Here is a 13,358-nt window from a genome sequence, read left to right on the forward strand (position 1 = left end):
TCGAATCGAAACAATGTCAATAGTGTGTATACACTCGATTTGAACGACGCAATGGAACCATTACTTCGAGAAGGGGCCAAAACTATGGCGCGCAAGGTCACCGTTACGCTGGTCGACGACGTGGACGATACGCAGACCGCTGACGAGACCGTGGAATTCGGCCTGGACGGCGTCACGTACGAGATCGACCTGTCGTCCAAGAACGCCGCGAAGCTGCGCGGATCCCTGGAGGAATGGGTCGAGAACGCCCGCCGGGCCGGCGGCCGCAAGCGCGGTACGCGTGCCCTGGCCGCCCCGCGCGGCCGTACGCCGATCGACCGCTCGCAGAGCGCCGCGATCCGCGATTGGGCCCGCAAGTCCGGTTTGAAGGTCAACGACCGCGGCCGCATCAGCCAGGACGTGATCGACGCCTACAACGCGGCGAACTGACGCCCGTTCGACCCCACCCCGGCGCCCGGTGCGCCGGGGTGAGTCGTATCCAGGGCCGTTTCGCTCACGGCGGAACGGGGATCAAAACCCGCCGGGGGCGCGTTTGACCTGGTGTATCAGGATCCGACCAGTGGGCGACGGGGCCTGCGGGCCCCGGCTGCGGGGCACTGCCGACACCACCGCTGACCGGTCCGAACTACAGTGAGAAGACGTTGATGCAGACGGCTATCTGCGGGTTCGGCCTCGGCCGTTCCCCGAAGTAACCGGGATGTGAGGAAAATGGCCATGTTCGAGAGGTTCACCGACCGCGCTCGCCGCGTCGTCGTCCTGGCGCAAGAAGAAGCCAGGATGCTCAATCACAACTACATCGGCACCGAGCACATCCTCCTGGGTCTGATCCATGAGGGTGAGGGTGTGGCGGCCAAGGCCCTCGAATCGCTGGGCATCTCCCTCGAGGGTGTGCGCAGCCAGGTCGAGGAGATCATCGGGCAGGGCCAGCAGGCCCCGTCGGGTCACATCCCCTTCACGCCGCGTGCCAAGAAGGTGCTCGAGCTGTCGCTGCGCGAGGCGCTGCAGCTCGGCCACAACTACATCGGCACCGAGCACATCCTGCTCGGCCTGATCCGCGAGGGCGAGGGCGTCGCCGCCCAGGTCCTGGTGAAGCTGGGCGCCGATCTCAATCGGGTCCGCCAGCAGGTCATCCAGCTGCTGTCGGGCTACCAGGGCAAGGAGGGCGGTGGCGGCGAGCCCGCCGGCGCCGGCGCCCGGACCTCGGGTGGTGAGGCGGGCACCCCGTCGACCTCCCTCGTGCTGGATCAGTTCGGCAGGAACCTGACCGCCGCGGCGGCCCAGGGCAAGCTGGACCCGGTCATCGGCCGGTCCAAGGAGATCGAGCGCATCATGCAGGTGCTCTCGCGGCGCACCAAGAACAACCCGGTGCTGATCGGCGAGCCCGGCGTCGGCAAGACGGCCGTCGTCGAGGGCCTGGCGCAGGCGATCGTCAACGGCAACGTGCCCGAGACGCTCAAGGACAAGCAGCTGTACACCCTGGACCTCGGGTCCCTGGTGGCCGGCTCGCGCTACCGCGGTGACTTCGAGGAGCGCCTGCGGAAGGTCCTCAAGGAGATCGACACCCGCGGCGACATCATCCTGTTCATCGACGAGCTGCACACGCTCGTCGGCGCGGGTGCCGCCGAGGGCGCGATCGACGCCGCGTCGATCCTCAAGCCGAAGCTGGCCCGCGGCGAGCTGCAGACCATCGGCGCCACCACGCTCGACGAGTACCGCAAGTACATCGAGAAGGACGCCGCCCTGGAGCGCCGCTTCCAGCCCGTCCAGGTGGGCGAGCCGAGCGTCGAGCACGCCATCGAGATCCTCAAGGGCCTGCGCGACCGGTACGAGGCGCACCACCGCATCTCCATCACGGACAGCGCGCTGGTCGCCGCCGCCACCCTGGCGGACCGGTACATCAACGACCGCTTCCTGCCGGACAAGGCGATCGACCTCATCGACGAGGCGGGCGCGCGCATGCGCATCCGCCGGATGACCGCGCCGCCGGACCTGCGCGCCTTCGACGACAAGATCGCCGATGCGCGTCGCGAGAAGGAATCGGCCATCGACGAGCAGGACTTCGAGAAGGCCGCGTCGCTGCGCGACAAGGAGAAGCAGCTCATCGGCGAGCGTGCCGAGCGCGAGAAGCAGTGGCGCGCCGGTGATCTCGACGTGGTCGCCGAGGTCGACGAGGAGCAGATCGCCGAGGTCCTGGGCAACTGGACCGGCATCCCCGTGTTCAAGCTCACCGAGGAGGAGACCACCCGTCTGCTCCGCATGGAGGACGAGCTGCACAAGCGGATCATCGGCCAGGAGGACGCCGTCAAGGCGGTCTCGAAGGCGATCCGTCGTACCCGTGCGGGCCTGAAGGATCCGAAGCGCCCGTCGGGCTCGTTCATCTTCGCCGGCCCGTCCGGTGTGGGTAAGACGGAGCTGTCGAAGGCGCTGGCGAACTTCCTGTTCGGCGAGGACGACGCGCTCATCCAGATCGACATGGGCGAGTTCCACGACCGCTTCACCGCCTCGCGCCTGTTCGGTGCCCCTCCCGGGTACGTCGGCTACGAGGAGGGCGGCCAGCTCACCGAGAAGGTGCGCCGCAAGCCCTTCTCCGTGGTGCTCTTCGACGAGATCGAGAAGGCGCACAGCGAGATCTACAACACGCTGCTGCAGGTGCTCGAGGACGGCCGCCTGACCGACGGTCAGGGTCGCACGGTCGACTTCAAGAACACCGTGCTGATCTTCACGTCGAACCTGGGCACGTCCGACATCTCCAAGGCGGTGGGCCTCGGCTTCACCCAGGGCGATTCGGACGGCGGCAACTACGACCGGATGAAGCAGAAGGTCAACGACGAGCTCAAGAAGCACTTCCGGCCCGAGTTCCTCAACCGCATCGACGACATCGTCGTCTTCCACCAGCTCACGCGGGATCAGATCATCGAGATGGTCGACCTGATGCTGAACCGGGTGGGCACCGCGCTGAAGAACAAGGACATGGGGCTCGAGGTCAGCGACCAGGCCAAGTCCCTGCTCGCCAAGCGCGGCTTCGACCCGGTCCTCGGTGCCCGGCCGCTGCGCCGCACCATCCAGCGGGAGATCGAGGACGCGCTGTCCGAGAAGATCCTGTTCGGTGAGATCGGCGCCGGCCAGATCGTCGAGGTCGACGTCGAGGGCTGGGACGGCGAGGGCAAGGGCGAGGACGCGAAGTTCACCTTCGCCGGCAAGCCCAAGCCTGCGATCGACCTGGAGAAGTCCGACGACGGCGTGCCCGCCCTGGTGGCCGACGCCTCGTCCGCGACGACGCCCGGCGAGACCGCGTAGCGCGCCAGCGCAACCGACAGAGTTCCATCGAGGAGCCGTCACCCTTCGGGGTGGCGGCTCTTCGCGTTCTCGACGGTGCCGTCCCTGAGCCGGCCGATCTCCTCGCGCAGGGCGCGGACCTCGGCGGTGAGCTCGTCGACCTCCCGGTCGGTGCGGCGGGCGCTCGCGTCGACGGCCTTGAGCTGGTCGACGACCCAGCTGGTCGCGGTGCCGATCACGAAGCTGATGAGGCCGATGCCGACGACCATGAGCAGGAGGGCGACGAACCGGCCCTCCGTGGTCACGGGATAGACGTCGCCGTAGCCGACGGTGGTGACGGTGACGGCCGCCCACCACAGGGCGTCGCCGTAGCCGGTGACCTTGGTGTCCGGGGCGCCGCGCTCGGCGTCGAGGAAGGCCAGGCTGCAGAGGAAGACGACCAGGACGGACGTGGTGCCGACGAAGACCGCGAGGCGTGCACGGGTGAGCCGCGATCGGTGCAGGCCGCCGAGGAGGAGCGGTGCGGCACGGAGTGCCCGGAGCGGGCGGAACGGCGGCAGCGCGATCGCGAGGAGGTCGATCGGGTGCGTCCGCACGAACCGCCAGCGGTCCGTCGACAGCCGCACCCGGATCGCGTAGTCGGCGACGAAGGCCGCCCAGATGGCGATGTCGGTCCAGTCCACGAGGTGGCGCATCAGCGGGCTCGGCGCCACGTCGAGCACCTGCACCGCGTAGACGGCGAGGAAGGCCAGCGCCAGGGCGATCATCACGGGATTCGTCCGGCGCTCCCAGAGTTGCCTGCGGGTCACCGGCGAAAGGTACTCCGAGCAGGGCCGTCTCCGCTGGGGAACCGCGCGCGTTGCGATCCGTGCAGTATGCAATAGCATCGCATCGGTATCTGGAGTTCAGGGTGGGGGTGGGCGATGCGCTGGGACGTGCGGCGGTGGGTGTCCAGGGTGCTGCTGGCCCTCGCATCGTTGACCGCGCTCGCCACCATGGGGATCGTCGTCGACGAGGACGATCTCGGCGGCTCCCTGTTCCTCGTGGGCGTGGTCCTGTTCGTCGCCGCCACGGTCCTGCACTGCCGGCGACCGTCGCGACTGTCCGCGCTGGCGATCTGCTACGCGGCGGGCCTCGCCCTGATCCTGCTCGTGATCCTGCTGGCGGTGACGATCGGCCCGCACCACGCAGGTACGGGCGGGCACTGGGGGTGGCGCGATGCCGCCGTGGGGATCGGGATGTCGTGCCTCATGGCCCTCGCGACCCTGATCTGGTGTCTCGGCACGGACCCGCCCGGCCGCGCGCTGCGCAGGGCGGCCATCCCGCTGATCGCGGGGATCGCCGCGAGCGCGGTCCCCGTCCCGGTGATCCACGACCGGGCGGCCGCCGTCGCGATGGTGGCGGCGCTCGTCGGGGTCGTCCTATGCGAGGTCCGCCCCGTGGCGGAGGAGTCGGAGGCGCCATAGGGCGCGCGAGCGGCGGCCGGATGGCGCGTGGGGGCCCGTCCGAAATTCGCTGGTGCCCGGATCGGCCGGGAACCACACTCGGAGTGTGCTGACCGACGAACAGGTGGAGGATTTCGTCCGCGACGGGTACGTCGCGATCCGTGGGGCGTTCAGCGCCGCGACGGCGGCCGCGGCCCGGGACGTCCTGTGGGCGGAGATGGCACCGTCGGGCATCGACCGGGACGACCCGTCGACCTGGGACCGGCCCGTGATCAGGCTGGGCGAGCACGGCGAGGAGCCCTTCCGCGAGGCCGCGGCGTCGTCGCTCGTGGCGGGGGCGGCGGACCGTCTGGCCGGGGCCGGAAAGTGGGCGCCGCGCGTCTCGATCGGCACCTTCCCGGTGCGCTTCCCGTGTGAGGACGGCCCCGGTGAGGACGGCCCCGGCGACGACGGCTGGCACGTGGACGCCAGCTTTCCGGGCGAACAGCCGGAGGCCTTCCTGCACTGGCGGGTCAACGTGCGCAGCAAGGGGCGCGCGCTGCTCATGCTGTACCTGTTCTCCGACATCGGCGACGACGACGCCCCGACGCGGCTGCGCGTGGGCTCGCACCGGGCGATGGCGAAGATGCTGCAGCCCTACGGGGAGGAGGGGGCGGAGATGGGCGCGCTCATCCCTGAGTTCGCCGCGACCGAGGGGCTGCCGGAGGCATGGGCGACGGGAGACGCCGGCGACGTCTACCTCTGCCACCCCTTCCTCGTGCACGCCGCGCAGGCCCTGCTGCCGGGGCCGGGACGCGGCGCCCGGTTCCTCGCGCAGCCCGCACTGCTCGGAGCGCCCGCCGACCTGGACCGGCCCGAAGAGGAACTCACCCCGGTCGCGCGGGCGATCGTCCTGGGCCGCCGCGGGTAAGGATCACGCCGAGTGGATCGGTGGCGCTCGGCGTCCGCCGTGCGCAGGCTCGGTGGACCCGGCCGCGGGGCGTGCCGGGCGGTGGTGTGGCGCGCACCGTCGGAAACGGCGGGAGTAGGTTGGCAGCATGACCGAGGCCGGATTCGATCAGCGCACGTTCCGACATGTGATGGGGCAGTTCTGCACCGGCGTCACGATCATCGCGACGTCCAACGCCGAGGAGAACCCGGTCGGCTTCGCGTGCCAGTCGTTCGCCGCGTTGTCGCTGGACCCGCCGCTGGTGCTGTTCTGCCCGATGAAGACGTCGCGGACGTGGAAGCACATCGAGGCGTCGGGGAAGTTCGCGGTCTCCGTGCTTGGGCAGGAGCAGGAGTCCGTGAGCGCCGCGTTCGGCCGGTCGGTGGACGACAAGTTCGAGGGCCTGCGGTGGACGCCCTCGCCGCTCGGCAACCCGACGATCGACGGCTCGCTGACGTGGATGGACTGCACGCTCGAGAACGTGCTCGACGGGGGAGACCACCACATCGCGATCGGCCGGGTGCACCACCTCGGCGATGTCGACGACGCGAAGCCGCTCCTGTTCTACCGCGGCGCGTACCTCTCCACGAACCACCCGCAGCAGCACCCCGCGGCCAGCCTGGAGTCGTTCCTCACCTGGGACTCCGGCGCCTGGCTCTGACGCTCGGGCGCCGGCTGCCGGTGTGGGGGCGCGTGTTGCCGTGAGAGGCGATGCGTCACGCGCATGGCTCCGCGGAGCGACCTACGACCACCCCTACTGGCCGTAGGCGTACCGGAGGTCGGCGAAGACGAGGGTGCTGATCCGTCGGGCGACGTGGCGGACGTACTCCGGCCCCGGGAGAGGTTCCTCGGCGTACAGGACCCACTGCACGTCGGAGCCGCCGCCGCCGGGCTCGACGGTGAAGACCACGCGCAGGTCCGGGCGGTCGGGCCACAGCGAGGACCACTCGACCCGCGTCTCGCCGTCGGTGGACAGCACCGCCGGGGCTACCTCGTCGTCCGTCAGGCGCAGCCAGTGCCGGACGGTGCGCGGAACCGGCGCGGCCAGGTCCTCGCACACGAACCGCGGCGGCGCCGGAAGGTTCCGGCGCCGGGACGCGATCTCGTGCGAATCCCGTGTGGCTACTGCCCGGCCTTGCCCTGCACGTCGAGGACGACCTCGAACTCGAGCAGGTCGGCGCCCGAGGCGACGGGCTTGCGGCCCTCGCCGCCGCCGGGGTTGCGCTCGCCGGCGTGGGCCTCGCGGGCCGGGCCGTCGCGCCAGGCGGCGAAGGCCTCCTCGGACTCCCACTGCGTGACCACGAAGTAGCGGTCGTCGCCCTTCACCGGGCGCAGCAGCTGGAAGCCCAGGAAGCCGGGCGAGTTCTCGACCGCGTGCGCGCGCTGGGCGAACCGCTTCTCGAGCTCGGGGCCCGCGCCCTCGGGGATGTGGATGGCGTTGATCTTCACTACCGACATGACCCGACGATACCGTCGCCCGACCCGGTAGGTTGGGCCGCGTGGATGAGTGTGTGGGCCTGAGAGATTGGGGTGGCCGCGAAGGAGCCGGACCGATCGTGCTGCTGCACGGCCTCATGGGCCGCGGCCGCACCTGGCGCCGGCAGATCCCGTGGCTGCGCCGCTACGGCCGCGTCTTCACCTTCGACGCCGAATTCCACCGCGGCCCCGGCTTTCCCGTACCACCGGACGACATCAGCACCGAGCGCTTCGTCGCCGACGTCGCCGAGATCCTCACCTGCCTGGACCAGGGCCCGGCGACGCTGATCGGGCACTCCATGGGCGGCCTCCACGCCTGGTGCACCGCCGCCGAGTACCCCGAGCTCGTGCGCGCGCTCGTCGTCGAGGACATGTCGCCCGAGTTCGCCGGCCAGTCCACCGACACCTGGGCGCCCTGGTTCGCCAGCTGGCCCGACCGCTTCGCCTCGCAAGCCGAGTGTGAGGCGCTGTTCGGGCCGGTCGCCGGGCGCTACTTCTACGAGGCCTTCGACGACGGTGCCCTGCACGGCGAACTCGACGTCTTCCGCGCCATCGCCGACCACTGGGGTCCGCGCGACCACTGGCCGCAGTGGCGGGCCGTGCAGGCGCCCACCCTGCTCGTCGAGGCCGAGTTCACCGTCGTGCCGCCCGGGGTGGGCGAGCGCATGGTCCGCTCCTACACCGGCCCCGACCTGCGCTACCTCAAGGTCGACGGTGCCGGCCACCTCGTCCACGACGACGCGCCCGGCGTGTACCGCGGCGCCGTCGAGGCGTTCCTCTCCGGGCTGGACTGACCGGTGCCCGAGGGCGACACCGTCCACAACCTGGCCGCGCGGCTGCGGCCGGTGTTGGAGAGGAAGGTGCTCACCGCCTGCGACATTCGGGTGCCGCGGTACGCCACAGTCGACCTGACCGGGCGCGAGGTGAGCGCCGTCACCGCGCGCGGCAAGCACCTGCTGATCGTCGCCGGGAACGCCGTTATCCACAGCCACCTGAAGATGGAGGGCGAGTGGCACGTGTACCGCCCCGGCGAGCGCTGGCGCCGCCCCGCGCACACCGCCCGCGCGGTGCTCGCCGTCGACGGGGCGCAGGTGGTCGGGTTCTCCCTCGGAACGCTCGAGATCCTCACGCCCGCCGAGGCCGACGGTGCCCTCGCCCGGCTCGGGCCCGACCCGCTCGGCCCCGACTGGGACGCCGACCGCGCCGCGGCGAACCTCGCGGCCGAGCCGGAGCGCCCCGTCGGGCTCGCGCTGCTGGACCAGACCGTGCTCGCCGGGGTGGGCAACGTCTACCGTAACGAGCTCTGCTTCCTGCGCGGCGCGCATCCGGCGACGCCGGTCGGGGAGTGCGGCGACCCGCTCGCCTGGGCCGACGGTGCCGCGCGGCTGCTGCGGGCCAACCTCGGGCGGACGCGTCGGGTGACGACGGGCGTCGACCGGAACGGCATGCGCGCCTTCGTCTACGACCGCGCGCGGCGCCCCTGCCTGCGCTGTGGGACGGCGATCGTCGCGGGCTCCCTCGGCGGTCCGGGCGAGGCGGAGCGGGCGATCTGGTGGTGCCCGCGCTGCCAGCCGCAATCCTCTAACTAACTAGTTGGTTGACAGTTGGCGGGATCGGCTCTAATCTTTCAACTAACCAGTTAGTTGAATCGAAGGAGAACGAGATGTACCAGGTCAGCGATCAGTCGGGCAGGACCTTCGTGGTCACCGGGTCGAACAGCGGAACGGGTAAGGAGGCGGCCAAGCGGCTCGCCGCGGCGGGCGCGACCGTGATCATGGCGGTCCGCACGCCGGAGAAGGGGGAGGCCGCGCGGCAGGAGGTCCTCGCGCAGGTGCCCGGTGCCGACCTCGCGGTCCGGCGCCTCGACCTCGCGGACCTGGCGTCCGTGCGGGCCTTCGCCGACGGCATCGTCGCCGGCGGTGTCGCGGTCGACGTCCTCGTCAACAACGCGGGCGTCATGACCCCGCCCGAGCGCTTCGAGACCGCCGACGGTTTCGAGCTGCAGTTCGGCTCGAACTTCCTCGGCCCGTTCGCGCTCACCAACCTCCTGCTGCCCGTGCTGCTCCAGTCCGCGGCGCCGCGCGTCACGACGATGAGCTCCGGCGTCGCCAACTTCGGCCGCATCGACTTCGACGATCCGCAGTCGCTGCGGAAGTACTCCCCGACCCGCGCCTACGGCCAGTCGAAGCTCGCCGACCTACTCATGGCGAACCACCTCGCCGCCGAGAGCGAGCGCCGCGGCTGGGGCCTGCTCAGCGACGCCGCGCACCCCGGCTACACCCAGACCAACCTGCAGACCGCGGGCGCGAGCCTCGGCGCGGGCAGTGAGCGCGAGTCCGTGGTCACCCGCTTCGCCGGCCGCTTCCTGCCCTCGCAACAGCCCGAGCAGGGCGCCGAGCCGCTGCTGCTCGCCGCGAGCGATCCGCAGGCCCGGAACGGCGAGTACTACGGCCCCCAAGGACGATTCGGCCTCGTCGGCGCGCCGGGCGTGACCAAGAAGAACACGAGGATGCGGGACGCCGACGTCGCCGCGAAGCTGTGGAAGTACGCTGCCGAGGTGACCGGAACCGACCTGCCGCGCGATGCCGCCCGCGCCTAAGCAACAGCGCGACGCCGCTGCGACCCGCGCCCGGCTGCTCGACGCCGCGATCGTCGAGTTCGCCGAGCACGGGCTCGCGGGCGCGCGCGTCGACCGGATCGCCGCCGCGGCCGAGGCCAACAAGCAGCTGATCTACGCCTACTTCGGCAACAAACGGCAGCTCTTCGACGCCGTCATCGAGGGCCGCGTCGCGGAGCTGCTGGAGACGGTGCCCTTCACCGCCGAGGACCTGCCCGGCTACGCCGTGCGGTTGCGCGGCTTCAACCGTGCGCACCCCGAGCTGATGCGGCTCGTGCTCTGGCACACGCTCGAGTGCCCGGGGGAGTTGCTGGAGCTGGAGTTCACGTCGGACTCGAACGCGAAGAAGATCGCCGCCCTCCAGGCCGCACAGGATGCGGGCGCGGTCACCGCGGCGACGCCCGCGCCGACGCTGCTCCTCGAGGTGCTCGCTCTCGTGCACGGCGACATCCTCACCGGGGGCAGCGAGGCCGTGGAGGTCATGCTCGACGACGATGCGCTCGCGGCAGCCGTGCGGCGGCTCACCGCGCCGTAGGCCCGGTCGCGGGCCCGGGACTCAGTCGCGCGGCGGCAGCTCGCAGCCGTCGGGACCGCACGCCTCGGCGTCGTCGCCGCCGATGACGGTGAGCGGCTCCTCACCGCGGGCCTTCGTCAGCGCCTCGGTGAAGACCTCGGGCGGCTGGGCGCCGGAGACGGCGTACTTGCCGTCGAAGACGAAGAACGGGACGCCGCCGATGCCGATCCGCTTGGCGGTCTCCTCGTCGGCGCGGACCGCGTCCGCGTAGGCGGACGGATCGTCGAGCACCGCGCGGGCGGCGGCACCGTCGAACCCGGCGGACTCGGCGATGGCGACGAGGCGGTCGCGGCTGCCGAAGGCGGGCGTCGGCTCGGCGAAGTTCGCGGCGTAGAGCGCGTCGAGCAGCGCCTCCTGCCGGCCGAGCTCGAGGGCCCAATGGAGCAGGCGGTGCATGTCGAAGCTGTTGCCGCTGTCGCGGCCGTCGACCTGGTAGGGCAGGCCGAGCTGCTGCGCCTGCGCGCCGAGGCCGCGCTCGTTCGCGGCGGCCTGCGCCTCACTGATGCCGTACTTGGCCGCGATCCGCGGGATGACGGGCTCGGAGTCGCCGGCGGTGGGGTCCAGTTCGTAGGAGCGGTGGATCACCTCGACCTGGTCGCGCTGCGGGAAATCCGCGAGCGCCTCCTCGAAACGCGCCTTCCCGATGTAGCAGAAGGGGCAGTTGATATCGGTCCAGACGTCCACGCGCATGAAAGGTTCAACCGTCGGCGGCCCGCGGTGATTCCGTGCTCCGCGTCACGAACGGGTGGAGGTACTCCTCGTGTCGTCTGATCAGGGGAATCTCACCCGTGGGCGTTGTCGGGTCGTCGCCCGGCCGCGATCATGGGATTCGACTTGATCGGATGGGAGAGAAGACATGCAACGTCTCGTATCTCGCGGTACCGCGGTGGCTCTGCTCGCGGCCGCGGTCCTCGCCGGTGCGGCGCAGCCCGCCAACGCGGCGCGGAATCCGTACTTCCCGAACGGCGCGGTGAACTGGTGCCAGGGTGGACAGGCTCCCGGGTACGGCGGCGCGCGGTACTGCCTGGGGAAGCCGTACTCCGACGGGAGTTTCTACGCGCAGTCCTGGAGTCTCACGTCGGCGGGCATCTTCGCTCCCGGCGTGTGGCACGCGACCGCCTCGTGTTCGGTCCGCATCGGTGGATCCATCCAGGGCGGGAGCCCGAACGGCCGACCGTCCTGCGGCGGAGGGCCGCAGTTCATCGACGTCCGGTGACGCGGGCGGTCGCATGTCCATGCCATGTGACCGCCCGCGTCCTCACACGGCGTAGGTGACGCCCGTGAGCTTCTCGGAGACGGCCCACAACTCGGCCCACTTGGCCTGATCCTTCGAGACCGCGGTGCTGGAGCACTTGCCCACCGGGCCGCGGGACTGGAAGAGCTGCGTCGGCCCCCACCACGGGTGCGGGTCGAGGTCAGGATCGGTCGCGGCCAGGATCAGCGACTGCGCGGCCTTCGCCGGCGGGTTCGCCAGCATCGCGACGGCGGGCTTCATCACGAGATCCAGCGGGGTGTCCGTGCGGGCGAACAGCCCGGTCGGCGAGACGCCGGGGTGCACGTAGTACGCCTTCTTCTCGGAACCCGCGGCCTCGAACCGGCGCTGCAGCTCGCGCGCGAACATCATGTTCGCGAGCTTGCTCTGCCCGTACGCCTCGGTGCGCAGGTACTTCCGGTTCTCGTAGTTCGGGTCGTCCATGCGCCAGCGGTAGTTCTGCCGGTGCGCCACCGACGAGACCGCGACCACGCGGTCCGTCAGCCGGTCGAGCAGCAGGCCGGTGAGGGCGAAGTGCCCGAGGTGGTTCACGCCGAACTGCATCTCGAAGCCCTGCTTCGTGCGGCGCAGCGGGATGTTCATCAGGCCGGCGTTGTTGACGAGCACGTCGACCTCGGCGGTGCGGTCGGCGAAGGCGCGCACCGAGTCCAGGTCCGCGAGGTCGAGCTGCTCGACGGTCACGTCGCCGTCGATGCCGTCGGCGATGCGCTGGGCGCCCGCGACGTCGCGGCACGCCATCACGACGCGGCCGCCGGTGGCGGCGAGACTGCGCGTCACGACCTCGCCGAGGCCGCCGTTCGCGCCGGTCACTACATAGGTGGTCATGGCGGCCAGCCTACGAGGCGGTCGCGGCGCGTGCCCCACGGCCGTACCGCTCCCGCGCCTGCGCGGGCGTGACGATGCCCGCGGGCTCGTCGCTCTGGGCGAAGTGGCGGCGCAGGATCCCGCCCGTCATGGGCGCCACCAGCCCGCCCAGCCGGACGGTGCCCGCGGCGTGCTGGGCCGAGGCGGCGCGGACCGCGAGGCGCACGGCGAGCGGATAGGCGACGTCGACGACGCCGGGCTGATCGAAGCCGCCCATCTCGCGCATCCAGGCCGGCAGGGTCGCGATCGTGGCGGGAGCGATGAGCGCGCCGCCCATCCGCAGGCGCGCGCCGCGATCCCGCGGGCGCAGCAGGTAGTGCATGCCGGTGCGGGCGCGCTCGGTGAGCGCGAGCGTCGGCCGGACGCGCGCGAAGTACTCCCGCACCTCGTCGCGCGAGGTGGGCACGTCGGCCGGGTCGCAGGTCTGCAGCTCCGCGGCGACGACGCAGTCGCGCCAGTACCGCGCCTCCTCGTCGGCGGTGAGCGGCCCGGGACCGTACATCTCGTAGCACTTGAGCACCGAGTGCCAGCCGGTCACGTGGATCCACAGCTGCGAGGCCGGGTTGTTGGCGCTGTACCGCTTGCCGGTGATCGGCTCGATGCCGGTGGCCTTGCGGTGCACGTCCATGAGGTGCTCGGAGGCCTCGATCGCGGTCTTGGAATCCGCGGTGGCGACGAGGAGGAAGTAGGCGAGCGTCCGGTCGAGCCGGCCGAACGGGTCGGTGTAGATCCCCGCCGAGTCCGCGACCGCGGCGGTGAGGTTCGGGTCGAAGTGTTCCAGCACCACCGAGCGCTGGAAACCGATGAGTGCGGTGGGCGAGGCCCACACCTTCCACGTGGGCGAGTCCGGACCGAAGAATCCCTGGTCGGTGACGCGCAGCGGGCCGTCTGAGAGCTTCATGGCT

General features: G+C 71.0%; 16 protein-coding genes. 10 read left to right on the plus strand and 6 right to left on the minus strand.

Annotation, left to right across the window (positions count from 1 at the left end):
• Window positions 1-84: 84 nt before the first annotated feature.
• Together LB823_RS06600 and LB823_RS06605 are read left to right on the plus strand one after the other, a co-directional pair.
• Entirely contained in the window at window positions 85-429 is a 345-nt protein-coding gene (locus tag LB823_RS06600) for an Lsr2 family protein (protein WP_224645969.1), read from the plus strand.
• Window positions 430-714: 285 nt separating this feature from the next.
• Window positions 715-3,297 (plus strand): ATP-dependent Clp protease ATP-binding subunit, encoded by a 2,583-nt coding sequence (locus LB823_RS06605; protein WP_224645970.1) that lies wholly within the window; start codon window positions 715-717, stop codon window positions 3,295-3,297.
• 38 nt (window positions 3,298-3,335) lie between these two features.
• Here LB823_RS06605 and LB823_RS06610 read toward each other — a convergent pair whose 3' ends face one another.
• Window positions 3,336-4,085, minus strand: coding sequence for a potassium channel family protein (locus tag LB823_RS06610; RefSeq protein WP_224645971.1), 750 nt, complete (start codon window positions 4,083-4,085; stop codon window positions 3,336-3,338).
• A gap of 114 nt (window positions 4,086-4,199) precedes the next feature.
• On the opposite strand from LB823_RS06610, the gene LB823_RS06615 reads away from it, so the two are divergent.
• The 3 genes from LB823_RS06615 (at window position 4,200) to hsaB (ending at window position 6,310) form a co-directional block, all read left to right on the plus strand.
• Window positions 4,200-4,742, plus strand: coding sequence for a hypothetical protein (locus LB823_RS06615; protein ID WP_224645972.1), 543 nt, complete (start codon window positions 4,200-4,202; stop codon window positions 4,740-4,742).
• A gap of 85 nt (window positions 4,743-4,827) precedes the next feature.
• Window positions 4,828-5,631 carry a phytanoyl-CoA dioxygenase family protein gene (locus LB823_RS06620; protein ID WP_224645973.1) on the plus strand — a complete coding sequence of 268 codons (804 nt, stop codon included), beginning with the start codon at window positions 4,828-4,830 and terminating at the stop codon, window positions 5,629-5,631.
• Window positions 5,632-5,758: 127 nt separating this feature from the next.
• Window positions 5,759-6,310 carry a 3-hydroxy-9,10-secoandrosta-1,3,5(10)-triene-9,17-dione monooxygenase reductase subunit gene (hsaB, locus tag LB823_RS06625; RefSeq protein ID WP_224645974.1) on the plus strand — a complete coding sequence of 184 codons (552 nt, stop codon included), beginning with the start codon at window positions 5,759-5,761 and terminating at the stop codon, window positions 6,308-6,310.
• A 93-nt stretch (window positions 6,311-6,403) separates the two neighbouring features.
• On the opposite strand, the gene LB823_RS06630 is transcribed toward hsaB, so the two are convergent.
• On the minus strand, window positions 6,404-6,709 hold the full coding sequence (locus LB823_RS06630; protein ID WP_224645975.1) for a hypothetical protein: 306 nt from the start codon (window positions 6,707-6,709) through the stop codon (window positions 6,404-6,406).
• A gap of 62 nt (window positions 6,710-6,771) precedes the next feature.
• Window positions 6,772-7,107 (minus strand): antibiotic biosynthesis monooxygenase, encoded by a 336-nt coding sequence (locus tag LB823_RS06635; RefSeq protein ID WP_224645976.1) that lies wholly within the window; start codon window positions 7,105-7,107, stop codon window positions 6,772-6,774.
• Between the two features lie 95 nt (window positions 7,108-7,202).
• Here LB823_RS06635 and LB823_RS06640 point away from each other — a divergent pair, with 95 nt between their 5' ends.
• From LB823_RS06640 to LB823_RS23995, 4 genes are all read left to right on the plus strand, one after another.
• Window positions 7,203-7,919: an alpha/beta fold hydrolase gene (locus LB823_RS06640; RefSeq protein WP_374201282.1), complete on the plus strand. Its 717-nt coding sequence runs from the start codon at window positions 7,203-7,205 to the stop codon at window positions 7,917-7,919.
• A 3-nt stretch (window positions 7,920-7,922) separates the two neighbouring features.
• On the plus strand, window positions 7,923-8,714 hold the full coding sequence (locus LB823_RS06645; protein ID WP_224645978.1) for a DNA-formamidopyrimidine glycosylase family protein: 792 nt from the start codon (window positions 7,923-7,925) through the stop codon (window positions 8,712-8,714).
• Window positions 8,715-8,788: 74 nt separating this feature from the next.
• Window positions 8,789-9,724 (plus strand): SDR family oxidoreductase, encoded by a 936-nt coding sequence (locus tag LB823_RS06650; RefSeq protein WP_224645979.1) that lies wholly within the window; start codon window positions 8,789-8,791, stop codon window positions 9,722-9,724.
• A complete protein-coding gene (locus LB823_RS23995; protein WP_308011425.1) occupies window positions 9,708-10,277 on the plus strand; it encodes a TetR family transcriptional regulator in 570 nt (189 codons plus the stop codon). Before LB823_RS06650 ends, LB823_RS23995 begins: the two co-directional genes overlap by 17 nt.
• A gap of 21 nt (window positions 10,278-10,298) precedes the next feature.
• Here the strand turns inward: LB823_RS23995 and LB823_RS06665 are convergent, their stop codons facing one another.
• On the minus strand, window positions 10,299-11,006 hold the full coding sequence (locus LB823_RS06665; protein ID WP_224645980.1) for a DsbA family oxidoreductase: 708 nt from the start codon (window positions 11,004-11,006) through the stop codon (window positions 10,299-10,301).
• A 166-nt stretch (window positions 11,007-11,172) separates the two neighbouring features.
• Between LB823_RS06665 and LB823_RS06670 the strand changes: the two genes are divergently transcribed.
• Entirely contained in the window at window positions 11,173-11,532 is a 360-nt protein-coding gene (locus LB823_RS06670; protein WP_224645981.1) for a hypothetical protein, read from the plus strand.
• A gap of 42 nt (window positions 11,533-11,574) precedes the next feature.
• On the opposite strand, the gene LB823_RS06675 is transcribed toward LB823_RS06670, so the two are convergent.
• Together LB823_RS06675 and LB823_RS06680 are read right to left on the minus strand one after the other, a co-directional pair.
• The gene (locus tag LB823_RS06675; protein ID WP_224645982.1) at window positions 11,575-12,414 is read right to left on the minus strand and encodes an SDR family NAD(P)-dependent oxidoreductase; all 840 of its coding nucleotides are present in this window, start codon (window positions 12,412-12,414) and stop codon (window positions 11,575-11,577) included.
• Between the two features lie 10 nt (window positions 12,415-12,424).
• Entirely contained in the window at window positions 12,425-13,354 is a 930-nt protein-coding gene (locus LB823_RS06680; RefSeq protein WP_224645983.1) for an oxygenase MpaB family protein, read from the minus strand.
• Window positions 13,355-13,358: the final 4 nt, after the last annotated feature.

Origin of the sequence: Tsukamurella sp. M9C, from assembly GCF_020169415.1 — a bacterium.
Classification (GTDB): domain Bacteria; phylum Actinomycetota; class Actinomycetes; order Mycobacteriales; family Mycobacteriaceae; genus Tsukamurella.